17 protein-coding genes and 1 pseudogene are annotated in these 26,770 nt (G+C 71.8%); 9 read left to right on the top strand and 9 right to left on the bottom strand.

The annotated features are described in order from the left end of the window. The first annotated feature begins 48 nt into the window (after positions 1–48). The 3 genes from ACVHNB_RS22825 to ACVHNB_RS22815 all read left to right on the top strand — a co-directional run bounded on the left by ACVHNB_RS22825 (position 49) and on the right by ACVHNB_RS22815 (position 4,042). Complete coding sequence (locus tag ACVHNB_RS22825; protein ID WP_456225735.1) at positions 49–834, top strand: GntR family transcriptional regulator; 786 nt, start codon at positions 49–51, stop codon at positions 832–834. A gap of 1 nt (position 835) precedes the next feature. Continuing rightward, positions 836–1,627 (top strand): sulfite exporter TauE/SafE family protein, encoded by a 792-nt coding sequence (locus tag ACVHNB_RS22820; protein WP_456225734.1) that lies wholly within the window; start codon positions 836–838, stop codon positions 1,625–1,627. Between the two features lie 108 nt (positions 1,628–1,735). Next, positions 1,736–4,042, top strand: a complete 2,307-nt coding sequence (locus tag ACVHNB_RS22815; protein ID WP_428956853.1) for an FdhF/YdeP family oxidoreductase — start codon at positions 1,736–1,738, stop codon at positions 4,040–4,042. 22 nt (positions 4,043–4,064) lie between these two features. On the opposite strand, the gene ACVHNB_RS22810 is transcribed toward ACVHNB_RS22815, so the two are convergent. The 4 genes from ACVHNB_RS22810 to ACVHNB_RS22795 all read right to left on the bottom strand — a co-directional run bounded on the left by ACVHNB_RS22810 (position 4,065) and on the right by ACVHNB_RS22795 (position 10,541). Further along, on the bottom strand, positions 4,065–5,405 hold the full coding sequence (locus tag ACVHNB_RS22810; RefSeq protein ID WP_428956854.1) for a DEAD/DEAH box helicase: 1,341 nt from the start codon (positions 5,403–5,405) through the stop codon (positions 4,065–4,067). Between the two features lie 109 nt (positions 5,406–5,514). Continuing rightward, positions 5,515–6,495 carry a methylmalonyl Co-A mutase-associated GTPase MeaB gene (gene meaB / locus ACVHNB_RS22805; protein WP_428956855.1) on the bottom strand — a complete coding sequence of 327 codons (981 nt, stop codon included), beginning with the start codon at positions 6,493–6,495 and terminating at the stop codon, positions 5,515–5,517. A gap of 12 nt (positions 6,496–6,507) precedes the next feature. Then, the gene (gene scpA, locus ACVHNB_RS22800; RefSeq protein WP_456225733.1) at positions 6,508–8,730 is read right to left on the bottom strand and encodes a methylmalonyl-CoA mutase; all 2,223 of its coding nucleotides are present in this window, start codon (positions 8,728–8,730) and stop codon (positions 6,508–6,510) included. After that, positions 8,730–10,541: a methylmalonyl-CoA mutase family protein gene (locus tag ACVHNB_RS22795; protein ID WP_456225732.1), complete on the bottom strand. Its 1,812-nt coding sequence runs from the start codon at positions 10,539–10,541 to the stop codon at positions 8,730–8,732. Before ACVHNB_RS22795 ends, scpA begins: the two co-directional genes overlap by 1 nt. Before the next feature lie 474 nt (positions 10,542–11,015). Between ACVHNB_RS22795 and ACVHNB_RS22790 the strand changes: the two genes are divergently transcribed. After that, entirely contained in the window at positions 11,016–14,393 is a 3,378-nt protein-coding gene (locus ACVHNB_RS22790) for a CARDB domain-containing protein (protein ID WP_456228929.1), read from the top strand. Between the two features lie 110 nt (positions 14,394–14,503). Here the strand turns inward: ACVHNB_RS22790 and ACVHNB_RS22785 are convergent, their stop codons facing one another. The 3 genes from ACVHNB_RS22785 to ACVHNB_RS22775 form a co-directional block, all read right to left on the bottom strand. Further along, positions 14,504–17,152 carry an alpha-L-rhamnosidase-related protein gene (locus ACVHNB_RS22785; RefSeq protein ID WP_456225731.1) on the bottom strand — a complete coding sequence of 883 codons (2,649 nt, stop codon included), beginning with the start codon at positions 17,150–17,152 and terminating at the stop codon, positions 14,504–14,506. Between the two features lie 485 nt (positions 17,153–17,637). Continuing rightward, positions 17,638–18,012 carry a PPOX class F420-dependent oxidoreductase gene (locus ACVHNB_RS22780; protein WP_428957760.1) on the bottom strand — a complete coding sequence of 125 codons (375 nt, stop codon included), beginning with the start codon at positions 18,010–18,012 and terminating at the stop codon, positions 17,638–17,640. Between the two features lie 152 nt (positions 18,013–18,164). Then, positions 18,165–19,172: a hypothetical protein gene (locus tag ACVHNB_RS22775; RefSeq protein WP_456225730.1), complete on the bottom strand. Its 1,008-nt coding sequence runs from the start codon at positions 19,170–19,172 to the stop codon at positions 18,165–18,167. 145 nt (positions 19,173–19,317) lie between these two features. Here ACVHNB_RS22775 and ACVHNB_RS22770 point away from each other — a divergent pair, with 145 nt between their 5' ends. Further along, on the top strand, positions 19,318–21,357 hold the full coding sequence (locus tag ACVHNB_RS22770) for an ATP-binding protein (protein ID WP_428956860.1): 2,040 nt from the start codon (positions 19,318–19,320) through the stop codon (positions 21,355–21,357). 94 nt (positions 21,358–21,451) lie between these two features. After that, positions 21,452–21,686, top strand: a pseudogene (locus ACVHNB_RS22765) (hypothetical protein). Between the two features lie 16 nt (positions 21,687–21,702). Here ACVHNB_RS22765 and ACVHNB_RS22760 read toward each other — a convergent pair. Further along, positions 21,703–24,081 (bottom strand): phosphoketolase family protein, encoded by a 2,379-nt coding sequence (locus ACVHNB_RS22760; protein WP_456225729.1) that lies wholly within the window; start codon positions 24,079–24,081, stop codon positions 21,703–21,705. 190 nt (positions 24,082–24,271) lie between these two features. Here ACVHNB_RS22760 and ACVHNB_RS22755 point away from each other — a divergent pair, with 190 nt between their 5' ends. Together ACVHNB_RS22755 and ACVHNB_RS22750 are read left to right on the top strand one after the other, a co-directional pair. Further along, entirely contained in the window at positions 24,272–24,598 is a 327-nt protein-coding gene (locus ACVHNB_RS22755) for a plasmid stabilization protein (RefSeq protein ID WP_456225728.1), read from the top strand. A gap of 115 nt (positions 24,599–24,713) precedes the next feature. Next, complete coding sequence (locus tag ACVHNB_RS22750; protein WP_428956864.1) at positions 24,714–24,974, top strand: WhiB family transcriptional regulator; 261 nt, start codon at positions 24,714–24,716, stop codon at positions 24,972–24,974. Positions 24,975–25,039: 65 nt separating this feature from the next. On the opposite strand, the gene ACVHNB_RS22745 is transcribed toward ACVHNB_RS22750, so the two are convergent. Continuing rightward, positions 25,040–25,843 (bottom strand): TSUP family transporter, encoded by an 804-nt coding sequence (locus ACVHNB_RS22745; RefSeq protein WP_428956865.1) that lies wholly within the window; start codon positions 25,841–25,843, stop codon positions 25,040–25,042. 84 nt (positions 25,844–25,927) lie between these two features. Between ACVHNB_RS22745 and ACVHNB_RS22740 the strand changes: the two genes are divergently transcribed. Further along, the gene (locus tag ACVHNB_RS22740; RefSeq protein ID WP_456225727.1) at positions 25,928–26,713 is read left to right on the top strand and encodes an AraC family transcriptional regulator; all 786 of its coding nucleotides are present in this window, start codon (positions 25,928–25,930) and stop codon (positions 26,711–26,713) included. Positions 26,714–26,770 lie beyond the last annotated feature (57 nt).

Genomic DNA, 26,770 nt, shown 5'->3' with positions numbered 1-26,770 from the left:
CGAAACACGAGTGCGCGTACGGTCTGCCGTCTCGGAGAGAGGCGGGACATGGCGGGCGGAGACGGTGCAGGGACGGGTTCCGGGACGTACGACGGCAGCGCCGGACGCGCGGCCCGGGCACGCCGTGCCGCCGACGTGCTGCGGCAACGGATCGTCGACGGCGACTACGCGGACGGCGCGCTGCCGGACGAGCGGATCCTCGGGCGGTCCCTCGGAGCCACCCGGAACGTGGTCCGCGAGGCGCTGAACCTGCTGCGCGACGAAGGACTCGTCACCCGGCGCCGCGGCATCGGCACCCTCGTCACGGCGCGCAAGTGCGGTCACGGCCTGGACCGGCTGGTCGGCCTCGCCGAGGAACTGACCCCGTACGGCACGGTCACCAACGAGGTGCGCGAGGCCCGCCTCGTCCCGCACGCCCCGCCGGCGATCACCGAACGACTGGGACTCGCCGACCGCTGCGACGCCGTGTACATCGAGCGGCTCAGACGCCTCGACGGCACGCCGCTCTCGCTCGACTCGACATGGCTCGCCCCCGACATCGGACGCCCCCTGCTCGACCGCCGTCTGACGGACCGCGACCTGTTCGCGCTCATCGAGGAGACCAGCGGCACCCGGCTCGGCAGCGCCGAGGTCACCGTGCACGCCGTCACCGCCGAACCGGACACCGCACGGCTGCTGGAGGTGGCGGACGGCGCCGCGCTGTTCACCATCGACCGGTTGACCCGGCTCGCGGACGGCCGACCGGTCGACGTCGAGTCGCTGCGGGTGCGCGCCGACCGTTTCGCCCTGCGCACCGTGCTGCCGAGGGCCCGGTCGCAGAGGCCGGGGGAGTGAGATGACCCTGGACGCGACGCACGTCGTGCTGCTGGCGGTGGCCGGGCTGCTCGGCGGGATCGGCATCACCGCGCTGGGGCCCGGCGGAGTGCTGCCGACCATCGGCCTGTTCCTGTTCTCCGATCTGACCCCGTCCGGGGTGGCCGGCACCGCGATCGTCACCCACGTCGCCACGGGGCTGCTGGGCACGGCCGCGTACGTGCGCTCGGGGCAGCTGCGGGCGGTGGGCGCGCGGCGCTGCGCGGCCGTCCTCGCCGGTGTCGCCGTGGTCGGCGCGCCGCTCGGGGTGCTGTGCAACACCCTCGTCGCGGGCCGCGGGTTCGGGATCCTGCTGGCCTGTGCGGTCGCGGTCACCGGGATCCTGGTGTGGGTGCGCGAGGGGCGCAGCCCCGCCGCACCGCCCGCCGGGCTGCTCCTGCCGGACGCGCCGGACCCCGGTGTCCCCATGGCCCGTACGGTCGTGATCGGCGTCGTCGTCGCGTTCGCGGCGGGCCTGTTCGGTCTCGGCGGCCCCATGCTGAGCGTGCCCCTCCTCGTCGTGGCGGGGCTGCCGGTCCTCGTGGCACTGGCCGCCGCACAGGCGCAGTCCATCGTCATCGCGAGCGTGGGCACCGTGGCCTACGCGGCCCACGGTGATGTGCAGTGGGTACCGGCGGCGGTGGTCGGCATCCCCGAACTGGCCGGAGTGCTGATCGGCTGGCGGATCGCCCGGGCGCTGCCGGCACGGCGTCTGAAGTTCGCGCTGGTCGCGTTCCTGCTGGCACTGGCACCGTTCCTGGCCCTGCATTCCTGACGGGACGCACCGCCCGGCCGTCACATGGCGGCACCTGATCACCCGTCCTAGCCTGAAACGGTGAGTGCCGTGCACCGGCCCGCGCCCGGACGGCGAAAGGTGACAGTCGTGAACGCCCCGCGAGACGCGCAGGAAGAACCCCGGGTCGGGCCCGCACCACAGGGCGCACCGGAATCCCACCCCTACCACCACCCGGCCGCGGGATGGGGCGCGGCCAAGAGCGTGGGGCAGTTCCTGGTGAAGGAACGCGCGCTGGTGGACGGGCCGCGGGCGATCCTGAAGATGAACCACGAGAACGGCGGCTTCGACTGCCCGGGATGCGCGTGGCCCGACGACACCAAGGGCCTGCACCTGGACATCTGCGAGAACGGCATCAAGCACGTCACCTGGGAGATGACCCCCAAACGGGTCGGCCGCGAGTTCTTCGCCGCCCATACGGTGACCGAGCTGTCCGAGTGGAGCGACTTCGCGCTGGAGGACCAGGGCCGCCTGACCGAGCCCATGGTCTACGACCCCGAGTCCGACCACTACGTACCGATCGGTTGGCACGACGCGTTCGAACTGGTCGGGCGCACCCTGCGGGAGCTCGACCACCCGGACCAGGCGTCCTTCTACACCTCGGGCCGCCTGGGCAACGAGGCCACGTTCCTCTACCAGTTGATGGCCCGCGAACTGGGCACCAACAATCTGCCCGACTGCTCCAACATGTGCCACGAGGCGAGCGGCCGTGCCCTGACGGCGTCCTTGGGGACCGGCAAGGGCACCGTCGACCTCAAGGACTGGGAGACCACCGACGCCCTGTTCATCATGGGGGTCAACGCCGCCTCCAACGCGCCCCGGATGCTGACCGCGCTGGCCGCGGCCCATGACCGGGGCGCGCACATCGTGCACATCAACCCGCTGGTCGAGGCGGCCGCGACGCGCACCATCGTCCCGCACGACTTCACGGACATGGCGCTGTTCAAGGCCACCCGCACCAGCACGCTGAACCTCCAGCCGCGCATCGGCGGCGACATGGCACTCCTGCGCGGCATGGCCAAGGCGATCCTGGAGCAGTCCCGGACCGACCCCAAGGCCGTCGACCAGGAGTTCATCGACCGCCACACCACGGGCTTCGACGCGTACCGCGCCCGGTGCGAGGCCACGTCCTGGGAGGAGATCGAGCAGCAGTCGGGCCTCGGCCGCGACGCCGTCCTCGAAGCGGCGCGCGTCTACCGCGACGCCGACCGCAGCATCATCAGCTGGTGCCTCGGCGTCAGCCAGCACGAGCACGGCGTCGACACCGTGCGGGAGATCGTCAACGTGCTTCTGCTGCGCGGCAATCTGGGCCGCGAGGGAGCGGGACCGTCGCCCGTCCGCGGCCACAGCAACGTCCAGGGCAACCGCACCTGCGGCATCGACCACCGCCCCGCCGGGCCGTTCCTGGACCGGCTCGCCGCGGTCTGCACTATCGACCCGCCCCGCGAGCACGGCCTGGACACCGTCGGCACCATCGAGGCGATGCGGCGCGGCGACGTGAAGGTGTTCGTCGGTATGGGCGGCAACTTCGCGCTGGCCGCGCCCGACACCCCGTACACGTACGAGGCACTGCGCACCTGCGACCTCACCGTCCAGGTGAGCACCAAGCTGAACCGCAGCCATCTCGTCCACGGGCGCACGGCGCTGATCCTGCCCTGCCTGGGCCGCACCGAGAAGGACCAGCAGCGCGGCGGCCTGCAGAGCACGTCCGTCGAGGACTCGATGAGCATGGTGCACCTCTCCGTGGGCATGAAGCGACCCGCGTCGAAGCACCTGCTGTCCGAGCCCGCGATCATCGCGGGCATGGCGCGCGCCGCACTGCCCGGCAGCGACACCCCCTGGGAGTGGTACGTCGAGGACTACGACCGCATCCGCGACACCATGGCCCAGGTCCTCGACGGCTTCGAGGACTGCAACCGCCGGGTCCGGCTGCCGCTCGGCTTCCGGATCAAGCAGCCCGCCCGCGAACTGGTCTTCCTCACCCCGTCGGGCCGCGCCGAGTTCTCCGCCGCCGCCCTGCCCGACGTGGTGCCCGAACCCGGCACCCTGGCGCTGGGCACGATGCGCTCCCACGACCAGTGGAACACCACGATCTACTCCGACAACGACCGCTACCGCGGCATCAAGAACCTGCGCACGCTCGTCTTCATGAACAAGGACGACATGCGCGAAAGAGGTGTCGCGGAGTTCGACCCCGTCGACATCACGAGCATCGCCAAGGACGGCAGCCGGCGTCGTCTCCACGGCTACCTCGCCGTCCCCTACGACATGCCGCGCGGCTGCGCCGCCGGGTACATGCCGGAGATGAACGTGCTGTGCGCCATCGGCGACTACAGCACGCAGAGCGACCAGCCGCTCATGAAGCACCTCAAGGTCACGATCACGCGCGCCGCGTGAGCCTCGAGCCCGCCCGGCGACCTCAGCGGCCGCGCCGCACCTGAGCCGCCTTGCGCGCCTCGGCGAGCTTGCGGGCCTCGTCCGACTTGCGGGACCTGCCGCGGGAGGTGTCCTTGGTGGTGCCCAGGCCGCGGAACGGCGTGTTGGTGTTCTTCGGCCGGGCCGCGGCGGGGCCGCCGTCGAGGGGCTTGCCCGACGGGGGCCTCGCCCCGGTGATCCGGGTCAGCTCCGCCTCGCCCGAGCGCACCTTGGTGACCTTCGGGTCGATGCGGGCCTCGGCCATGAGCCGGCTCACCTCGCGGCGCTGGCCCGACAGCACCAGCGTGACGACCCGGCCGGACTCCCCGGCCCGCGCGGTGCGGCCCGCGCGGTGCAGATAGTCCTTGGAGTCGGTGGGCGGGTCGGCGTTCACCACGAGGTCGAGGTCGTCGATGTGCAGGCCGCGGGCCGCGACATTGGTCGCCACCAGCGCGGTGACCTGGCCGTTCTTGAACTGCGCGAGCGTCCGTGTGCGCTGCGGCTGGGACTTGCCGCTGTGCAGGGCCGCGGCGTGCACGCCGCTGGCCCGCAGATGCCGGGTGAGCTGGTCGACGCCGTGCTTGGTGTCCAGGAACAGCAGGACGCGGCCGTCACGGGCGGCGATCTCGGTGATGACCGCGTACCGGTCGGGTCCGTGGACGACCAGGACGTGGTGGTCCATCGTCGTGACCGAGCTCGTCGCCGGGTCGGCCGTGTGCACGACGGGCGAGTGGAGGTAGCGGGTCACCAACTGGTCGACATCGCGGTCCAGGGTGGCGGAGAACAGCATCCGCTGACCGTCGGGGTGCACCTGGTCGAGGACCTCGGTGACCTGCGGCAGAAATCCCATGTCGCACATCTGGTCGGCCTCGTCGAGGACGGTGATCCGCACGCGCCCGAGGCGGCAGGCCTTGCGTTCGACGAGGTCGTGCAGCCGGCCGGGGGTGGCGACGACGACCTCGGCCCCGTCGCGCAGCGCGGCGATCTGCCGGCCGATCGACATACCGCCGACGACCGTGGCCATCCGCAGCCGGAGCGCTTCCGCGTACGGCGCGAGCGCCTCGGTCACCTGCTGGGCCAGTTCCCGGGTGGGGACGAGGACGAGGGCGAGGGGCTGCTTCGGCTCCGCCCGCCGTCCGGCCGTCCGGGCGAGCAGCGGCAGGCCGAAGGCGAGCGTCTTGCCCGATCCGGTCCGCCCGCGCCCCAGGACGTCGCGTCCGGCGAGGGAGTCGGGCAGCGTGGCCGCCTGGATCGGGAACGGTTCGCGCATGCCGAGCTCGGTGAGGGTGCGCAGCACCTCGGCGGGCAGGTCCAGGTCGGAGAAGGAGGTGGCCGGGTGGTTCATGAGAAGCCTTCCGTGAGGGGAACGTACCGAGGAAGGCCCGGCAGGGGTGACTGACCGATGAACTGGGACCGCCCAAACGGCTGAGATTAACACGAACCGACCGCGGGGCTCACCGGCTCCTGAAGGCGTCCAGGATGCGCTCGGCGGCCAGGGTGGCGGTCAGCTCACCGTCGCGGACCTGCCGCTCCAGCTCCGGGGCCAGGGAGCGGACCTGCGGGTCGGCGCTGAGCCGGCCGAGCAGTTCGTCGCGGACCATGGCCCAGGTCCAGTCGACCTGCTGGTCACGACGGCGCCCGGCGAGCCGCCCGGAGGAGTCGAGCAGGGCGCGGTGCTGTTCGAGCCGCTCCCAGACCGTGTCCAGACCGGTCGACTCGCGTGCGCTGCAACTGAGCACCGGCGGCGTCCAGAAGGCGTCCTTGCCGTGCATCAGACGCAGCGCGCCCGCGAGTTCCCGCGCGGCCGTCTGGGCGTCGCGCGCGTGCGGGCCGTCCGCCTTGTTGACGCTGACCACGTCGGCCAGCTCCAGGACGCCCTTCTTGATGCCCTGCAACTGGTCGCCCGTGCGCGCCAGCGTCAGCAGCAGGAAGGAGTCGACCATGTTCGCGACAGCGGTCTCGGACTGGCCGACGCCGACGGTCTCGACGAGCACCACGTCGTATCCGGCGGCCTCCATGACGACGATCGACTCACGGGTCGCCTTCGCGACGCCGCCGAGCGTGCCGGCCGTGGGGGAGGGGCGTACGAAGGCCGCGGGATCGACGGCGAGCCGCTCCATCCGGGTCTTGTCGCCGAGGATCGACCCGCCGGTCCGGCTGGACGACGGGTCGACGGCCAGCACGGCCACCCGGTGGCCCAGGCCCGTCAGCATCGTGCCGAAGGCGTCGATGAACGTCGACTTGCCCACCCCCGGCACCCCGCTGACACCGATCCGCCGGGCCCGCCCGCTGTGCGGCAGCAGCTCGGTGAGCAACTCCTGCGCCAGCGCCCGGTGCTGGGGCCGGGTGGACTCGACGAGCGTGATCGCGCGGGCGACGACCGCGCGCTTCCCGTCGAGGACACCCTTGACATACGTGTCGAGATCGATGGCCATGGACTCACCGGCTCACAGGTCGTCGTGCCCGAGGTCGGCCGCGAGGCGTGCCACCAGGTCGTGGGCCGCGTCCGGGATCACCGTGCCGGGCGGGAACACCGCGGCGGCGCCCATCTCCAGGAGCGTGGCGACGTCCTGCGGCGGGATGACACCGCCCACCACGATCATGATGTCCTCGCGTCCCTCCTCGGCGAGCGCCTCGCGCAGGGCCGGGACGAGGGTGAGGTGCCCGGCGGCCAGCGACGACACCCCGACGATGTGCACGTCCGCCTCGACGGCCTGGCGGGCCACCTCGCCCGGGGTCTGGAACAGCGGGCCGACGTCCACGTCGAAGCCGAGGTCGGCGAAGGCGGTCGCGATCACCTTCTGCCCGCGGTCGTGCCCGTCCTGGCCCATCTTGGCGACCAGGATGCGCGGGCGGCGGCCCTCGGCCTCGGCGAACGCGTCGACGCGGGCGCGCGTGCGGTCCACGGACGGGGACTCGCCTGCTTCGTTGCGGTACACACCGGAGATCGTACGGATCTGCCCCGCGTGCCGCCCGTACACCTTCTCCAGGGCGTCCGAGATCTCGCCGACCGTCGCCTTGGCGCGCGCCGCGTCCACCGCGAGCTCCAGCAGGTTCCCGTTCCCCGCCGCGGCCCGGGTGAGGGCGTCGAGCGCGTGCCGGCAGGCGGCCTCGTCGCGCTCCTCGCGCAGCCGCCGCAACTTGGCGATCTGCTGGGCCCGCACGGAGGAGTTGTCGACCTTGAGGACCTCGATCTGCTCGTCGGAGTCCACCCGGTACTTGTTCACGCCGATCACCGGCTGCCGTCCGGAGTCGATCCGGGCCTGGGTACGGGCCGCGGCCTCCTCCACGCGCAGCTTCGGAATGCCCGCGTCGATCGCCTGCGCCATGCCCCCGGCCTGCTCGACCTCCTGGATGTGCTGCCAGGCCCGGCGGGCGAGGTCGTGGGTCAGCTTCTCCACGTACGCGCTGCCGCCCCACGGGTCGATCACGCGGGTCGTGCCGGACTCCTGCTGGAGCAGCAGCTGGGTGTTGCGGGCGATGCGCGCGGAGAAGTCGGTGGGCAGCGCGAGGGCCTCGTCGAGCGCGTTGGTGTGCAGCGACTGGGTGTGGCCCTGGGTGGCCGCCATCGCCTCCACACAGGTGCGCGTGACGTTGTTGAAGACGTCCTGCGCCGTCAGCGACCAGCCCGACGTCTGCGAATGGGTGCGCAGCGAGAGGGACTTGGTGTTCTGCGGGTCGAACTGCTTGACCAGCTTCGCCCAGAGCAGGCGGGCCGCGCGCAGCTTGGCGACCTCCATGAAGAAGTTCATGCCGATCGCCCAGAAGAAGCTCAGCCGGGGCGCGAACGCGTCCACGTCCAGGCCCGCCTCCCGCCCGGCCCGGATGTACTCCACCCCGTCGGCGAGCGTGTACGCGAGCTCCAAGTCGGCTGTCGCGCCCGCCTCTTGGATGTGGTAGCCGGAGATCGAGATGGAGTTGTAGCGGGGCATCCGCTGCGAGGTGTAGGCGAAGATGTCGGAGATGATCCGCATCGACGGCTTCGGCGGATAGATGTAGGTGTTGCGGACCATGAACTCCTTGAGGATGTCGTTCTGGATGGTCCCGGCCAGCTTCTCGGGCGGTACGCCCTGCTCCTCGGCCGCCACGATGTACAGCGCCAGCACCGGCAGCACGGCGCCGTTCATCGTCATCGACACCGACATGCGGTCCAGCGGGATGCCGTCGAAGAGCTGGCGCATGTCGTAGATCGAGTCGATCGCCACGCCGGCCATCCCGACGTCACCCGTGACGCGCGGATGGTCGCTGTCGTAGCCGCGGTGGGTGGGCAGGTCGAAGGCGACCGACAGGCCCTTCTGACCCGCCGCCAGGTTGCGCCGGTAGAAGGCGTTCGACTCCTCGGCCGTGGAGAAACCCGCGTACTGGCGGATCGTCCAGGGCTGGTTCACGTACATCGTGGGGTAGGGGCCGCGCAGGTACGGCGCCACGCCGGGGAAGGTCTCCAGGAAGTCCAGGCCTTCCAGGTCCTGCCCGGTGTACAGCGGCTTGACCGGGATGCCCTCGGGTGTCTCCCACAGCAGGTCGTCACCGCCTGCGGCCCGCTTGACCGCGCTGCGCCACTCGTCGGTGCCGGCGTCGACGGACGGTGTCCCCAGTTCGATCGCCGAGAAGTCGGGGACGGAGGGATCCGAGGGGGTCGAGGGGGGCGAGGGCCTCGATGGATTGGACATCAGGACACTCCCATGCGGTCGAGCGCGGCGGACAGTACGGCCACGGCGTCGCAGCCGGCGAAGACATACGTGTCGACCCCGGCGTACGCTCCCGGTCGGCCGGCGAGGGACACATGCCGCGCGCCGCTGTCCCGCAGGGACGCCGCGGTGGACTCGGCCCGCTCCTCGTACACCGGATCGCTGGAGCACAGACACACGTCCAGGGCCCCGCTCTCCTCGAAGGTGCCGTCGGTGACGGGCTCGATGCCGCCCGCCTGGAAGAGGTTGGCGGCGAAGGTGAGCCGGGCGCTGTGGGCGGCGGCCGGACCGAGCGCGGCGAGATACACCCGGGGCCGGGCGCCGGTCGCGGCGAGATGGGCGTCGGAGCGGGCCCGCAGCGCCTCGAACGCCTCGTCCCGCCGTACCCGGGGCAGCCCGCCGGACGGCGGCCCGGGGACCGGCTCGCGGGTCACGGGCTTCTCCGCCAGATGCGGGAACTCGCTGATGCCGGTGACCGGTTCACGCCGCTCGGCGAGCTTCTTGCTGCGTGCGGACCAGGTGTCGGCCAGCCGGTCGCGGACCAGGCCGGAGCGCAGCGCGGCGGCCTGTCCGCCCGCCTGCTCGATCTGCTGGAAGAACTCCCAGGCGGCGTGGGCCAGTTCGTCGGTCAGCCGCTCCACGTACCAGGAGCCGCCCGCGGGGTCGATCACGCGGGCGAGGTGCGATTCCTCGATCAGGATGGTGGAGGTGTTGCGGGCGATGCGCCGGGCGAACGCGTCGGGCAGGCCGAGCGCGTGGTCGAAGGGCAGGACCGTCACGGCGTCCGCGCCGCCCACTCCCGCGCCGAGGGTCGCGATGGTGGTGCGCAGCATGTTCACCCACGGGTCGCGGCGCGTCATCATCACCGGCGAGGTCACCGCGTGCTGGAGCTGCGCCCCCGACCCCGGTGCCCCGCACGCCTCGGCCACCCGGGCCCAGAGGCGGCGTGCGGCACGGAACTTGGCGACGGTGAGGAACTGGTCGGCGCTCGCGGCGTAGCGGAACTCCAGCTGGCCCGCCGCCTGCTCGACGCTCAGCCCCGCCGCGGTCAGCTCCCGCAGATAGGCGACGCCGGTGGCGAGGGAGGCGCCCAGTTCCTGAGCGGCCGAGCCCCCGGCCTCGTGGTACGGCAGCGCGTCCACGGTCAGTGCGCGCAGCCCGGGGTACCCCTCGGCGCACAGCCGGGCGAGTGCGGTCACCGGCGCGGTGTCGTACGTGTCCCCGGTGCGTGCCTCGTGACCCAGCGGGTCGGCGCCGAGGTTGCCGCGGGCCGCCTCGGCGGGGACGTCCAACTCGTCGTAGAGGCGGAGCAGTTGACGTGCCGCGGTGTCGACCTCGGCGCCCGCGTCGAGCACCACCGGGGCCAGGTCGAGATAGACGCCGTCGAGTGCGGACGCGAGTGCGGAGACGGGGAAGCCGGTGGATCCCCCCACCGTCAGCCACAGCGACGTGACGCCGTTCTCCAGGTCGGCCAGCACCGGGACGGAGTCGGCCACGGTGTGCCGCTGGCGCACGTCCCAGCCGCCGACCGTGTTCCCCTCGGCGCGGCCACCGCGCACGAAGGGGGCGAAGCCGGGCAGGCCGGTTGCGGGTGCGTCGTCGTGGGCTGTGTACAAGGGCCGGGCGCGCAGCCCGTCCTCCAGCGCGGTGGACAGGGCGTCCTCCGCATCGCCGGCCGAGACTTCCTTGCCCGACTTGCGCAGGACACCCGCGACCAGGTGCTGCCATTGCTCATGTGTCGCGTCAGGGAACTCGGCTGCCAGGGAGAGCCCGTCGTCAGGCAGGACCGTCATGGTCGGATGCTAGGTCAGATCCCCGGACCGGCAGCAGATGACGCGGGTGTGACCTTGTTTACCTTGCCTGGCAGCCGTCGACCAACTAACGGCTGCTCAGAGCGCTTCGCTTCCGGGGCGGGGGACCGCGGGCCCGTTCGGTCGGGGCCTTCGGCGCGGGGCGGTGGCTTTTCCGTCTGTTCCCGCGCGTGGGCCCTCTGGCCCCACCGCCACCTGCCAGATCTGCAATATGTCGATCGCTCATAGCAAAATATCGACGCCTGATTGAGGTTCGCTGGAGCCGGGGAGTGCCTCATCTCCCAGGATCTCGCGGTGAGTTCGTGTCGAACCCGTTGACAAGGGTGACCCCTGAGGTGAATCTGTCCTCGAACTGCTGCAAAAAATTAACAGATCAACTCAATACTTGGATGACAGGCCGGTGAGTCGCGCCGTGCCGGGCCTCCGAGGACCCCCTCAAGGAGCGTCATGACAGCAATGACAGGGGCACGTCATAGATGGCGGTGGCTCGCCGGACTGGTGACCGCGGGTCTGGTGACCGTGGGGCTGGTGCCGGTGACGGCCCATGCCGCCGCCGCGGCGGCGCAGAACGTGGCCCTCGGCAGGCCCGTCACGGCCGGGGGAACCCATGACGGCTACCCCGCCGGCAACGTCACCGACGGCAGCCAGGCCACGTACTGGGAAGGGCCCACCGGTTCGTTCCCGCAGTGGGTGCAGATCGACCTGGGGCGCACGGTCGACATCGACGACGTGGTGCTGAAACTCCCCGCCTCGTGGGAGGCCCGCACGGAGACCGTCGCCGTCCAGGGGAGCTCCGACGGGCGGGACTTCACCACGCTGTCGGCCGCGGCGAAGCGGGCCTTCGCCCCGGGATCCGGCAACAAGGTGACGGTCGACGTCACCGCCAAGGCCCGTTATGTGCGCGTACAGGTCAGCGACAACACCGGCTGGAACGCCGCTCAGCTGTCCGAGGTGGAGGTCCTCGGCACCGACGGCGGCCAGGACCCGGGGGACCCGCCGCCCGCCGGCACCAACCTCGCCCTGCGCAAGGCCATCGAGGCGACGTCGACCACGCAGAACTACGTCGCGGCCAACGCCAACGACGGCAGCACCGCCACCTACTGGGAGGCGAGCGGCGCGTCGTCCGCGCTGACCGTGAAGCTCGGCTCCGACGCCGATCTGTCCGGTGTCGTCCTCAAGCTCAACCCGGACGCCGCGTGGAGCACCCGCACCCAGACCCTCCAGGTCCTGGCCCGCAAGTCCGGCGCCACCGAGTTCACTTCGATCAAGGACCGCGCCGAGTACACCTTCAACCCGTCGACCAACCAGAACACGGTCACCATCCCGGTCACCGGCCGCTACGCCGACGTCCGGCTGCAGTTCTCCGGCAACAGCGGAGCGGGCGGCGGACAGGTCGCCGAGTTCGAGGTCGTCGGCTCGGCCGCGCCCGCCCCCGACCTGACCGTGACCGGCCTGACCTGGTCGCCCGACGCGCCGTCCGAGGTGGACCCGGTCACCGTCGAGGCGACGGTCCGCAACGCCGGAACCGCGGCGTCCCCCGCCACCACGGTGAACGTCAGCCTCGAGGGCGCGGTCGCCGGCAGCGCCGCCGTCGACGCCCTGGCCGCCGGCGCCTCGGTGAAGGTGCCTGTCAAGGTCGGCACGCGCCCCATGGGCAGCTACGCGGTCTCCGCGGTCGTGGACCCGACGGACGTCGTGGCCGAACTGGACAACACGAACAACAGCCGCAACGCCGACACGAAGCTGGTCGTCAAGCAGGCGCCCGGACCGGACCTGGAGGTCACCGGCATCGCCACCACGCCGGCCAACCCGGCGGTCGGCGCCAAGGTCACCTTCGCCGTCACCGTCCACAACCGCGGCACGAGCACGGCGACCGCGGGCACCGTCACCCAGCTCACCGTCGGCGGCTCCGCGCTGACCGGTGCCACCGGCGCCATCGCCGCGGGCGCCTCGGAGACCGTGCCCATCAGCGGCAGCTGGACCGCCACCAACGGAGGAGCCGCGCTCACCGCGACCGCCGACTCGACGAACAAGCTCACCGAGACGAACGAGAACAACAACACCTTCGCCCGGACTCTGGTCGTCGGACGCGGCGCGGCCGTGCCCTACACCGAGTACGAGGCGGAGGACGGCCGCACCAACGGCACCCTGCTCTCGGCGGACGCCGAGCGCACCTTCGGACACACGAACTTCGCCACCGAGTCCTCGGGCCGCAAGTCGGTCCGCCTCAACGCCACCGGTGAGTACGTGGAGTTCACCTCCACCACGCCCTCGAACTCCATCGTCGTGCGCAACTCGATCCCCGACGCCGCCGCCGGCGGCGGGCAGGACGCGACGCTCAGCCTCTACGCCAACGGGACGTTCGTCCGCAAGCTGAACCTGTCCTCCAAGCACAGCTGGCTCTACGGCACCACCGACGACCCGGAGGGGCTGACCAACCGGCCCGGCGGGGACGCCCGGCGCCTGTTCGACGAGTCCCACGCCCTGCTCACCGAGACCTACCCGGAGGGCACGAAGTTCCGTCTCCAGCGCGACAGCGGGGACAACGCGTCCTTCTACATCGTCGACCTGATCGACCTGGAGCAGGTCGCCGCCCCGGCGGCCAAGCCCGACAGCTGCGTCTCCATCACCGAGTACGGCGCCGTCCCCAACGACGGCATCGACGACGCGGACGCCATCCAGCGCGCCGTGACGGCGGACCAGAAGGGCGACATCCCCTGCGTCTGGATCCCGGCCGGGCAGTGGCGCCAGGAGAAGAAGATCCTCACCGACGACCCGCAGGACCGCGGGCAGTACAACCAGGTCGGCATCCGTGACGTGACGATCCGCGGCGCCGGCATGTGGCACTCGCAGCTGTACTCGCTGATCGCGCCGCAGAACGCGGGCGGCATCAACCATCCGCACGAGGGCAACTTCGGCTTCGACATCGACGACAACACCAAGATCTCCGACATCGCGATCTTCGGCTCCGGCACGATCCGCGGCGGCGACGGCAACGCCGAGGGAGGTGTCGCGCTCAACGGCCGCTTCGGCAAGGACACGAAGATCACCAACGTCTGGATCGAGCACGCCAACGTCGGTGCCTGGGTCGGCCGCGACTACTCCAACATCCCGGAACTGTGGGGCCCCGGCGACCGCGTCGAGTTCAACGGCGTCCGCATCCGGGACACCTACGCCGACGGCGTCAACTTCGCCAACGGCACCCGCAACTCGACCGTCTTCAACTCCTCGTTCCGCAACACCGGCGACGACGCCATGGCCGTGTGGGCCAGCAAGTACGTGAAGGACACGTCGGTCGACGTCGGCCACGACAACCACTTCCGCAACAACACGGTGCAGTTGCCGTGGCGGGCCAACGGCATCGCGGTGTACGGGGGTTACGGCAACACCATCGAGAACAACCTGATCTCGGACACCATGAACTACCCCGGGATCATGCTCGCCACCGACCACGACCCGCTGCCGTTCTCCGGCACGACCCTGATCGCCAACAACGGCCTGTACCGCACCGGCGGAGCCTTCTGGAACGAGGACCAGGAGTTCGGTGCCATCACCCTGTTCGCCCAGGGACAGAACATCCCGGGTGTCACGATCCGCGACACCGACATCCGTGACTCCACGTACGACGGGATCCAGTTCAAGACCGGCGGCGGTGAGATGCCCGGTGTCCAGGTCAGCAACGTGACCATCGACAAGTCGAACAACGGCTCCGGCATCCTCGCGATGAGCGGCGCACGCGGCAGCGCCACCCTGTCCAACGTGACGATCACCAACTCGCGCGACGGCGACGTCCTGACCGAACCCGGCTCGCAGTTCGTCATCAAGCGGGACTGACCGACCGGTAGGCCCTTTCGGCCCTGGGGCCGGTCGAAGGAACGCGGCAGTGGCCGCAGGACGAGCCCGGAAAGGGCGCGCCCTGCGGCCACGTCTCGTCGCCGTGGGCGTCAGCCGCCGCGCACGGCCGTGAAGGTGTGGGTCCCCGTGCCGAGCGAGGACACACGGACGCGGCCGTCGGCGACGTCGACGGTGCGGTGCGCGGCGCGCCGTCCGTCCCACAGCACCGTGCGCCCCTGACGCACGGTCAGCCGCCCGGGCTCACCCGGCAGGGCGAGCGACCCACGGGTTCCGCGGGGCACCCGGACCGTCACCGTGAAGTTCGACCGCGCGTTCTCCCACTCCACGCCCAACGGGCCGTGCGGTGTGGGCAGTTCGCCCTGGGCCCAGTCCACGTCGCCCGGGTTCGGCCGGACCAGCCACGTGGCGTAGCCCGGGGCGGTGGGCCGAGCACCGAGGAGCTGGTGGGTCAGCGCGGGCAGCACGCCTGTCGACCAGCCGTGCGCCATGCTCGTGTACGCGTCCTCGTACAGCGAGCCGTCCGGGCCGATGCCCTCCCAGTGGGTGATACCGGGATCGTGCCGGTCCATCCACCCGTAGGTGCGCCGGATCTGGTCCAGCGCGGAGTCCGCCCGCCCCGTCTCGAACCTGGCGACGATCTCGTGGTAGGACGTGAACGCGTACACGCGCTGCGAGGCGCCCCCGAAGATCGTGTCGTTGTCCATGAAGGCGTTGCCGTAGGGCTGCCGGGTCGTGGCGTCGAGATGGGCGAGGGCCGACGCCGCCCGTCCGGCGTCGGCGACCTGCGCGGTGATGGCGATGGCGTTGCCGTCCTGGGCGTGGCGCACCGGGCCGGTCGAGGAGTCGAGATAGGCGCCCGCCTTCTCGTCCCACAGATGGGCGTTGACCGCGTCGGCGACCTGTCCGGCCCGCTTCTCCCACCGGGCCGCGTCGTCCGTGTGCCCCAGGTACCGGGCCAGCCGGGCGCCGTCACCGAGGGCCTGGACATAGTTGACGTTGTAGTAGGTGATGCGTCCCGTGCGGTTCAGGAAGGCGTAATCCCCGTATCCGCTCGTGCCGTTGAGTCCCTTGCTGAGCAGTCCCGCGTCGTCCGTGACGCTCGGGTACCAGGTGTCGAGCACCTTCAGGAGGTGCGCGTAGTAGCGCGTCGCGTAGGCGCGGTCACCGGTGTAGAGCACGTAGTCCCAGCTGCACGTCACCCACCACAGCGGATAGTCGAACAGGGGGAGCGTGTAGTTGTTGATGGAGGCCGGCGGGATCCAGCCGTCGGCACGCTGATGGTCGGCCAGGTCGGCGAGCACGTTCCGCGCGGCGGCCGCGGCGTCGTCGTGCGTCAGGTACAGCGTGCGCGCGGACACGGCCAGGTCGCCGACGTACGGGTCGCGGTCGCGCTTCGGCCCGTCGTGCAGGACCAACTGGCCCTCCAGGGACGAGCTCCAGGCGTCGCGGGGATCGACGTCGTCGCGCCGGAAGGTGTCGGTGACGAGCTCGTTCGTGTACGACGCCCCGTACCAGTAGCGGTTGAGGTCGTCGTCCGAGCAGAGGAACCAGCCGCGGTACGTGCCCGGCGTACCGAGGTAGGCACTGAACTCCAGGCTCACCGCGTCCACTTCGACCGTGCCCCAGGGCTGCGCGGCAGGGGCGTCCGACGGCAGCGCGTCCAGCGTGATCTTCAGGTAGCGGAAGCCGTGCAGTCCGTCGGCGAAGACCTTGTCCCCGGCCTGGAAGCCCTTGTGGTCCAGCCAGTCGGCGCCGCCGGCGGGCACCGCGAACTGGTCCGTGCCGTGACTCGCCCCACCGGCCTGGTCGTTGCGCGTGAAGTCACTGCGTTCGGTCAGGAACTGCTGCGTCTCGGAGAAGGCGACGCGCACGCCGGGCGAGTTGTCCGACGCGCCGGAGAACCGGATGCGCGGGTGGCCGACGACGACCTTGCCGAAGTCGAGGGTCACGCTCGGCGGCCGGACCGCCTCGACCGCCTCGGGCCACACCTCGTTGATCCGGGTGAACGCGCCGCTCTGCGTGTCCTGCACGGCCGTCACCGTGATCCGGACCTTGGAGGCGGGGAGCGCTGTCGCGAACGGCACCGCACAGTGCACGACATCGTTGTCAGAGCGCGTGGCGGCCCGCTGCCAGGCGCCGTCGTGCCACACGTCGACCGTGAAGTCGGTCGGAAAGCCGTCGCTGTTGGAGATGACCGTGATGCCGGACAGTTCGCGCTCGGCCGGCAGCGTCACGGTCAGGACGTCGGGGAAGGCGCCCTGGGTGTCGTCGTTCCAGAACGTGTCCGGGTCGCCGTCCACGGCGTGCGAGGCGTCGTAGGTCCGCGGCTGCCCGTCGCTCCCGTTGTTGCCGGGGTGCGTGGAGGAGGCCTCGGCCGTGGTCCCCTCGGGCCAGCGGGGCGCGGGGGCCGGCTCCGGCCGGCGCAGCACCGTCGCGGGACCGCCCGGCTTGAGCAGCGCCTCGGGCCGGGTGACGTCACCCTGGGAGGCGAGCAGTCGCACCGGGCGTACGGTGCGCGAGGAAGGCGCCTGGACGTAGCGCTGCCAACCGGTGCCGCCGCGCGGCGGCTTCGCGCCGGCGAGCGGCGCGGTCCCGCCGCTTGTGCCGGCCGCGGTCGCCGACTGCGCGGAGGCGAGTCCGGCCGCGGACAGGGCTACGGCCCCGGCGCCGGCGGCGAGGACGGTGCGTCTGGCGGGGCCGGGCCGGGGGCTGTCCTCGGCGGGGCGGCTCGATGTCATGGCGGCTCACTCCTCAGCGGTGCCGGTTCTACGGCGGTGGTGGTGATGTCTGCGGCAGGGAGTGAAACGATTCATTCCCGGTGACCGAGGTGAAGGTATCCCAGGAGCCGTTCTCCGTACAGGTGTTGCGCGCGTCTCTTGGGCAGCCTGCCGCGACGGGAACCGGACCGGACACGGAGGGCCGGGTGGACGACGGGAGGGCGTCGTACGACACAGCGGCCGCCGACTACGCGGACCAGGTGCGCGACCTCCTGGACGAAACACCGTACGAACGCCGGGGCATGACGACGTTCGCCGGTCTGGTGCGCGCCGGCGGCGGGGGTTCGGCGACCCATGTGGCCTGTGTGGCCTGCGGGCCGGGCCGGATTACGGGTCCCTTGCGTAGACTGAACGCGCACGCGGCTCTCGGTTCGGCCGAGCGCGCGCTCGGCGGAATCACTCCGGCTCGCTGTCGGGCCGCTCCTCGGTGGACCCGTCGTCGGGCCTCACAGGGTGACGGCGATTCCGATGTTCGGCTTCTTCGGAAGGCGCAGGAGCTTGACGAACCAGTTCCCGACGCGGGACAGGACGTACCTCTTGGCGAGGAGGTCCTGGGCGTCCCGGGTGCCGGCCTCGTCCAGCAGGCGGGCGGTGCCGGGGAGTGTGGCGGCGTCCGGGGAGGTCCGGCCGCGGAGGTCGCAGACGGTGACCTGTACCGCGTCGTTGTTGCGGATCCGCTTGACCTTCCAGGAGTCGGCGGGCGTCACCACGAGGAGTTCGTGAGCGTCCCGCACGACGTGCCAGACAGGAGTGGCGACCGGTGTCCCGTCCTTCCGGTACGTCGTGAGGCTGATGTACTTGCTGCGGCGGATCTCGTCCATGGCTGACACGCCGGGAGTGTATCGGGGCGGCTCCGCGGCCCCGCCCCGCTGGGTGCGCGGACCGTCCGTCCGGCGTCTTCGTCAGGATGCGTCCCGTACTGCCCTCGGGTGCGGGTCATCGAACTCGGCCTGAAATGGGCCGGGTTGGCTGGCTAGTGATGTCCGGCCACCTGCGGATCCGCTGGGCCGTCCGCGAGCGGGGCGGGTCCCGCCCAGAGCGAGGACCGGTTCACGTAAGGGCGCAGCAGCGCGGTGAGTTCCTCGTCGTCGTGGCCGGCCAGGGTGTCGGAGGCGATCTTCCGTGCGGCGCCGGCGAGGAAGTCGGCGAGCTGCACCCGCGCGTCGTGGCTCGCCTCGACGAGCCGCAGGTCGGCCAGCGCGCCACCGCACGTCTGCTTCAGATGCCCCACCCGTGCGTCCGTCAGCATGTTCTGCCGGTCGTGCACGACGGTCACCCGGTGACCGCTCGCGCTCCAGTGGGCCACGGTCCCGACAAGAGCGGGGAAGAGAGGATCGAGCGCGGGAAATTCTCCCGGATCTGCCGTCGCTCGCGTGCGCAGGGACTCCGCCCGCGGCCGTGTGCGACGCAGCAACGCGAGGAACTCACCTGCCGGGCCCGCCGCGTCGGCGACGGCGAGCAGCGCGTCGACGGTGGCGAAGAAGGCGTCCACGGGCGCGGGGGACTCCGTGCGCTGCCCGGTCCGCAGCAGATCGTTGGCGGCGTCGAGGAAGTCCCGCCACCGCTCGGGCCCGAAGGTGCGGGGGCCGGCGCGATGAGCGGCGAGGGCGGCGGACCGCATGGCCGGGTCCCCGTCGGCCAGCAGGCCGACGGCCCGGTCGACGACGAAGTACCGCTTGTCGGTCAGGTGGACGTGCGCACGGCCCAGGATCGGGCCCGCGGGGCCGAGCAGCCAGGTGAGAGTCGCTCGGTGCTTGCCCCTGAGGAGGACGTTGGCCTTGTACTCCGTCGCGGCGGAGCGTGCCGGGGAACTGATCCGGTCCACGGTCTCCCGCAGGCCCTCCGCCGCCGGCCCGGGCTCCAGCCGCACGCTCGCGTGCGCGAACACATCGGTGTTGCCGTTCACGAGGTTCTCGCCGTCGGAGCCGGATTCGTCGCAGGCGATCTCGAAGGGCTCCGGGTGCGCGGGGGGCCTGGGCATGGCGTCATCATCGGTGATCCGCGCGCGTGCCTCCAGGGGTTTTCCGACCGGTACGGCATGTTCGTCCAGTTGCCGAACTCGATCGTTTCCGGCCTTTTCGTGCGGGAGGGTAGGGCCGCGTGCGCGAGCACGGGAGGATGGGGCTGTGGTAGGCAATCTTCCCGTCGCGACGACCAGCTTCGTCGGTCGTGACAGTGAACTGGACGTCATCGGCGCGGCGTTGCGCGAACACCGACTGGTCACCCTCACCGGTGGCGGCGGTGTCGGCAAGAGCCGGCTGGCGTTGCACCTGGCCGATCAGCTGCGCGGCGCCTACGCCGACGGGGTGTGGTGGGTGGACCTCTCGAACCTCTACGACGACAGGTTGTTCACCGCGACGGTCTGCGACGCGGTCGATCTCCTGGACCACAATCCGCGGGACCCCGTCGAGGCGCTGTGCGAGTGGCTGACGGACCGGCAGATCCTGCTCGTCCTCGACTGCTGTGAACGCGTCCTGGGCTCCTGCCTGCTCCTGGTGGGCGAAATCCTCTCCGCCGCGCCCCGGTTGACCGTCCTCGCCACCAGCCGTGAGCCGCTCTCGGTGCACGGAGAGCGGTGCGTCGAGGTGGGACCGCTGTCCGTGGACGACGGCGGCAGCGGCGACGCGGTGCGTCTCTTCCGCGAGCGATGCGCGACGGCCGCTCCCACGGTGGCGCTCGACGAGCCCGGCGCAGGTGAGACGGTCTCCGCGATCTGCCGCCGGCTGGAGGGAATCCCCCTCGCGGTGGAACTCGCCTGCGCGCGGCTGAAGGAGAGCAGCCTCACCGAGGTGGCCGAGCGCTTGAGCTCACGACTCGACACGCTGGTCGACGAGACGGCGTGGCCCGAGCGGCACCGGGCCCTGCGCACGGCGATCGGCTGGAGCCACGAACTGTGCTCGCCGCTCGAACGCCTGCTGTGGGCCAGGCTCTCCGTCCTCCACGGGCCCGTGGCGGAGGCGGACGCTCAGGCAGTCTGCGCCGGCGGTCCGCTCGGCGCCGACGAGATCCCCCGGCTCCTGGAGCGGCTCGCCGACCAGTCCGTCCTCCAGCGGGCCGGCACCCGCTACCGCATGCTCGACACGTTGCGCGAGTACGGGTCCATGTGGCTGGCGGAACTGGGTGAGGAGGACGCCCTCGCCCGGCTCCACGCCGCGCACTTCGGCGCCGTCCTCGCACGGGCCGAGGACGAGTGGCTCAGCGACCGGCAGGTCGCCTGGTACGGCCGGATCTCCGACAGCCACACCGACGTGCGTGCCGCACTCGACCACCTGATCACCGAGGACCCGGACGCCGCCCTCGACATGGCCGGCCGGACGGGCCTGTTCTGGCCCTGCTGCGGACACCTCCACGAGTCCCGCGACTACCTCGAACGCGTCCTCGCCCTCGGCACACCCCCGAGCCCGTCCCGCACCCGCGCGCTGTGGGCGCTGGGCATCACCCTCACGCTCCAAGGGGACCACCTGGCGGCCCTGCGCGTCGGAGAGGAGTGCGCCGAGGCGGCGCGCCAGGACGGCACCCCCCGGTCCGCGCTCTTCGCCGCGCACACCCTGGGCCTGACCCATCTCATGGCGGGCCGCCCCCAGCAGGCGTACGACGTCAGCGACCACGCCCTGGTCACCCACAGCACCTCGCCGCCGGCCGGCGCGCCCCAGCTGTGCTGCATGGTGATCAGGACGTTCGCCCACTCCGCGCTGGGCCGGCTGTCCGAGGCGTACGAGGCGGCCACCGGCCTGCGGCGTCTCAGCCTCCAGTACGGCGAGCACTGGGCCCGCTCGTACGCCTTCCACCAACTCGCCTACATCGACCTTCTCCAGGGCCGCCCCCACACGGCCGAACGCCATGCGCGGGCCATGCTCACCTGCAAGCACAACCTCCACGACAACCTGGGCATCGCCCTCGCCCTCGATCTCCTCACCGGCGCCAACGCGGCGCAGGGCAACGGCATCGGGGCCGCCCGCACCTCCGGCACCGGGAACAGCTACTGGCGCATGCTCGGCCACCCGAACCACGGCACGCCCGAGCTGTCCGAGGTCCGTGACCAGTGGGAGCGGCAGGCCCGCGAGGCGGCGGGGAACGACGCGTACGAGAAGGCGTTCCGCGACGCCCTGAACGGTGACGCCGAACAGGGCCTCGCGCTCGTCATGGGCGGATCCTCGGCTTCCTGACGGAGGCGTGAGCCCACGTTTCGTACGTGCCCGGCCAGGTACCCGGCGCACGTACGGACCCGTGCGTGCCCCATGCCAAGAAGAGGAGGCCGCTGTGACCGATCACCGACTGGAAGGACTTGGGGAGAACGGGGCTCCCGTCCCGCGGGACATGCCCGACCAGCAGGCCGCCGGGGGGCGACGACGCCCTCGACATCGAACCCGTCGAGCCGGTGGACAGCGCGGACGACGTCCCGGACACCGACGAGGCGGGCACGCGGCGGCGCGGCGACGACACCTCGGACACCGTGCATCCCGAGCACCCCGACCCCGACGAGTCGCCGGCCTGATCGACGCAGGGTGCGGTCAGCCCGTCCACTGCCAGTCCACGATCTCGGGCAGGTCCGTGCCGTGCTCGCGGATCCAGCTGTGGTGCCGCGTGCGGGCGTCCGCCATGCGCTGCCGGATCCGGGCCGCCCGGACGGCGAGCCCGGGGACCCGGTCGATGACGTCCATGACCAGGCGGAACCGGTCGAGGTCGTTGCGGACGACCATGTCGAACGGCGTGGTCGTGGTGCCGGACTCCTTGTAGCCGCGGACGTGCAGGTCCGCGTGGCCGGCCCGCCGGTAGGTGAGCCGGTGGATGAGCCACGGGTAGCCGTGGTAGCCGAAGATGACCGGCTTGTCGGGGGTGAACAGACCGTCGTACTCGGCGTCGGTCATGCCGCCCGGGTGGTCCTCGGACGTCATGAGCCTGCTCATGTCGACGACGTTCACGACCCGCACGGCGAGCTCGGGCAGGTACCGCCGCAGCAGTCCGGCCGCCGCCAGGATCTCCTGCGTGGGGACGTCGCCGGCGCAGGCCAGCACCACGTCGGGCCCGTCGCCGCGCTCCGTGCCGGCCCACTCCCACACGCCGGCTCCGCGCGCGCAGTGGGCGCGTGCCTGGCCGAGCGAGAGCCAGTCCGGGCTCGGGTTCTTGCCGGCGACGACGACGTTGACGTGGTCGCGGCTGCGCAGCGCGTCGTCGGCCACGACCAGCAGGGTGTTGGCGTCCGGCGGCAGGAACACCCGGACGATGTGCGGGCTCTTGTTGAGGACGTGGTCGACGAAGCCGGGATCCTGGTGCGAGAAACCGTTGTGGTCCTGCCGCCAGACGTGCGAGGTGAGCAGGTAGTTGAGCGAGGCGACCGGCGCGCGCCAGGGCAGCTCCCGTGCCGTCTTCAGCCACTTGATGTGCTGGTTGACCATCGAGTCGACGATGTGGACGAAGGCTTCGTAGCACGAGAACAGGCCGTGCCGGCCGGTGAGCAGATAGCCCTCCAGCCAGCCCTGGCACAGGTGCTCGGACAGCACCTCCATGACCCGGCCGTGCGGGTCGAGGTGCTCGTCGACGGGCAGCGTGCGTTCCTGCCAGGCCTTGCCGCTGGTTCCGTAGACGGCCTGCAGCCGGTTGGAGGCCGTCTCGTCCGGTCCGACGAGACGGAAGGTGCGTTCGCGCGCCGTGTCGGCCATGAGACGCGCGAGGAGGTCGCCGAGGACCTGCGTGGGGGCGTGCAGGGTGGCGCCGGGTTTGTCGACCGGCACGGCGAAGTCCTCGAGCGGCGGCAGCGGCAGGGCCCGCAGGCGCAGGCCGCCGTTGGCGTACGGAGTGGACCCCAGCCGGCGCGGGCCGTGCGGCACACAGGCCAGGACGCGGTCACGGGGGCGTCCGTCGGCGTCGAAGAGTTCCTCCGGCCGGTACGAGCGCAGCCAGGTCTCCAGCTGGGCGAGATGGTCCCGGTTCTCGCGGACCTCCGGGAGCGGGACCTGATGGGCGCGCCAGGTGTTCTCCACCGGCAGGCCGTCGACCTCGCCCGGCCCGGTCCATCCCTTGGGGGTGCGCAGCACGATCATGGGCCACCGCACGGGGGCGGCGGCCTCGCCGGTCCTGGCGGCCCGCTGGTGGTCGGCGACGAGGTCGAGCGCCTGGTCGAGGGCGCGGGCCAGGTCCTGGTGCACCTGCGCCGGGTCGTCGCCCTCGACGTGGAAGGGGAGGTGACCGTAGCCGCGCAGCAGGGCGTCGAGTTCGTCGCGCGGCATCCGGGCGAGCAGGGTCGGATTGGCGATCTTGTAGCCGTTGAGATGCAGGATCGGGAGCACGGCGCCGTCGTGCACGGGATCGAGGAACCTGCCCGAGTGCCAGGACGCGGCCAGCGGACCCGTCTCCGCCTCGCCGTCGCCGACCACACAGGCGACGAGCAGCCCCGGGTGGTCGAAGGCGGCGCCGTAGGCGTGGGCGAGGGAGTAGCCGAGCTCACCGCCCTCGTGGATGGAGCCGGGGACCTGCGGTGCCACATGGCTGGGCACACCGCCGGGGAAGGAGAACTGCCTGAAGAGCCGGGCCATGCCTTCCGCGTCGCGGCCCACATCCGGGTAGATCTCGCTGTAGCTGCCCTCGATCCAGGAGTTGGCGAGGACGGCGGGACCGCCGTGCCCCGGCCCCCACACGCACAGTGCCTCCAGGCCGCGGCGCCCGATCACCCGGTTCAGGTGCGTGTACACGAGGTTCAGCCCGGGAGAGGTGCCCCAGTGCCCGAGCAGGCGCGGCTTCACGTGCTCCGGTCGCAGGGGCTCGCGCAGCAGGGGGTTGGACATCAGATAGATCTGTCCGACGGTCAGGAAGTTCGCGGCGCGCCAGTGGGCGTCCAGATCGCGCAGCTCGTCGGTGGTCAGTCCCGAGGAGTCTCGGTCGGCCGTCGTCATCGCATGCTCCAGAACCGGATCGGAGGGCGTCATCAGGAGAATGCGGCGACGGGCGAGCCGGGACAAGGGCCTCTTCGGCACGATCCGCCCCGCCCGGGGCAGTCCCCCACCAGGCTGGTCGTGTGGCGGGACGGCCGACAGTGTGACCAGCCTGGTGGGGGACACCACGCACAGGAAAGAAGGACGTGTCATGCCCGCAGGATCGAACCGCAAGAGGGAACGCCAGTACGAGCACATCAAGGAGAGCGCGAAGAAGCGCGGCGAGTCCACGGCACGGGCCGAGGAGATCGCCGCCCGCACCGTGAACAAGGAGCGGGCGCGCAGCGGCGAGTCGCGCACCGCGAGCCGCACCTCGACCCAGGACTCCAAGTCGGCGTCGCAGCGCGGAGGTTCGCGCTCCCACGAAGGCGCCCAGGGCCGGACGAGGGACCAGCTCTACGCCGAGGCCCGGCGCAAGAACGTCAAGGGCCGCTCGTCCATGAACAAGGCGGAGCTGGCCCGGGCCGTGGACCGCTGACCCGCGAACGCCCCGCCACTGCGGCTGTCCGGAACCGTTCCGTCACGACATCACTGGGTTGTCCCCGGCGTTGTGGGTACCCGCGCCGCTTCCGGTACCAGTGAGGGAGAGGGACATGGAGTGGCTCGACAGTGCGGCATGCGTGGGGGAGGACCCTGAACTGTTCTTCCCGGTGGGCGGCAGCGGGCCGGCCCTGCAGGATGTCCGGGAGGCGAAGGCGGTGTGCCGCCGCTGCCCGGTGGCGGACGCCTGCCTGGACTGGGCCCTTCGGACGGGACAGACGACCGGGGTATGGGGCGGCACGTCGGAGGTCGAACGGGCCACGCTGCACCGGGCCTTCCGTCGCAGGGCGCGCCAGGAGGCCCACGCCCGCTGAGCCGGTCCCGGCGGCCCCCGCACGACGAGCCGCTCGCCGCGCGAGTGCCGCGGGACACCCCGCCGCTACGCCGACAGCGCCATCGCGGCCGTGACCACGACGAGCAGCCCGATGTAGGTCCAGGCATGCACGCGGTCGGGGATCCGTGGCGGGCGCCGCCGCAGAACCGCGATCACCGGCAGCGCTCCGAGCAGCAGCGCAGACGCGGACCACACGTCGACGAGGCCGACGAGGCGCACGTGCGCGTCGGTGGCGGCGGGAACCACGGCGGCGGCCAGCGACACCACGGCGGCCGGCAGCGCGATCGCCAGGGTCAGCGGGTTGGCCAGCGCCGTGGCCACGTGCATCGTGTGCCCGGCGCGGCGCATCGCGGGCACGGTCATCACGCTGCCTCCCACTCCGAGGAAGGCCGCAACCGCGCCGACCGGCACGCCGAGAAGGGCCGGCAGCGGACGCGGGGTGTCACGGGCCGTCGTGCCCCGGGCGCTCGGGCGCAGAAAGCCGGGGCGCAGGAGCAGGTCGGCGATCGTGACGGCCACGTACGCGACGAACGCCCAGCGTGCCGGATCCGCCGGGGCCAGGCGCGCCGCGAACGCCCCGGCCGCGGCGCCGGCCGCCAGCAGGAGCAGCAGCGTGCCGCTCCCGCGGAGCGCGGCGAGCACCCGGCGCGGGGTCACGGCCGTCGCGAACCCCGCGTTCACCACCATGACCAGCGCCGACGTGGCCGTCGCCACCCGCACGGCGTCCGCGCCGAGCGCGGCGTCCGCCCACACCACGACGGGCACCGCGACGAACCCGCCGCCGAACCCGAACAACACCGTCGTCACCCCGGTGAGGAGCCCGACCCCGATCAACGCCACCACATCCATGGGTCCACTCCAGCAACCCGGAGCGGCTGCCCGCATTCGATGGTCGGCACATTTCTTTCGCGTTCCGGCCACTAGGGTGGGCGGGTGAAGAACGTCCCGCTGGCCGATGTCGACCACGTCGACCGGGCCGTCCTGCCGATCGGCACCGACTATCCGCCCGGCCACGTCCTGGACTGGCACGAACACCGGCGCGCACAGTTCCTCTACGGCGCCACGGGCGTCATGATCGTCGACACCGCCGAGGGCACCTGGACGGTGCCGCCCGAGCGCGCCGTGCTGATCCCGGCCGTCACCCGGCACCGGGTCCGGATGCTGGGCGTGAGCACCCGGAGCCTGTACATCGAGCCGGCCGCCGTGCCCTGGTGGCCCGCGACCTGCACGGTCGTCGACGTGCCACCCCTGCTGCGCGAACTGCTCCTGACCGCCGTGGAGTTCGAGCCCGACTACAGCCTGTCGGGCCGCACCGGAAGCATCGCCGCGCTCCTCCTGCACGAGATCTCCGAGCGGACCCCGCTCCCGTTCCACGTGGCGATCCCCGCCTCCGCCGACCTGGCACGGCTCTGCCGCGCCTACCTGGCCGCCCCGGACGCCGGGGTCACCAATGCCGCGTGGGCCGCGAGCACGGCCATGAGCGAGCGCGCCTTCACCCGGCGCTTTCGCACCGAGACCGGTGACAGCCCCGCTGTCTGGCGCTCCCGCGCCCGCCTGCTCGCCGCCGTCCCACTGCTGCGCACGACCTCCGTCACCGAGGCCGGCACCCGACTCGGCTACGCCTCTCCCGCCGCGTTCACCGCCGCCTTCACCCGCACCTTCGGCACCCCGCCGTCCCGCTTCACGGGACACCGGCACGCGGCCGGCACCACTGTCTAGGCTTGTCGTGCGCAGTGGCAGCAGGTCATCGGATGCGTGGCCGCGGTCGTCCCCCTC

Source organism: Streptomyces sp. YJ-C3, from assembly GCF_053891275.1.
The sequence above is the reverse complement of the archived record's forward strand: the minus strand, read 5'-3'. Positions and strand labels throughout refer to the sequence as shown.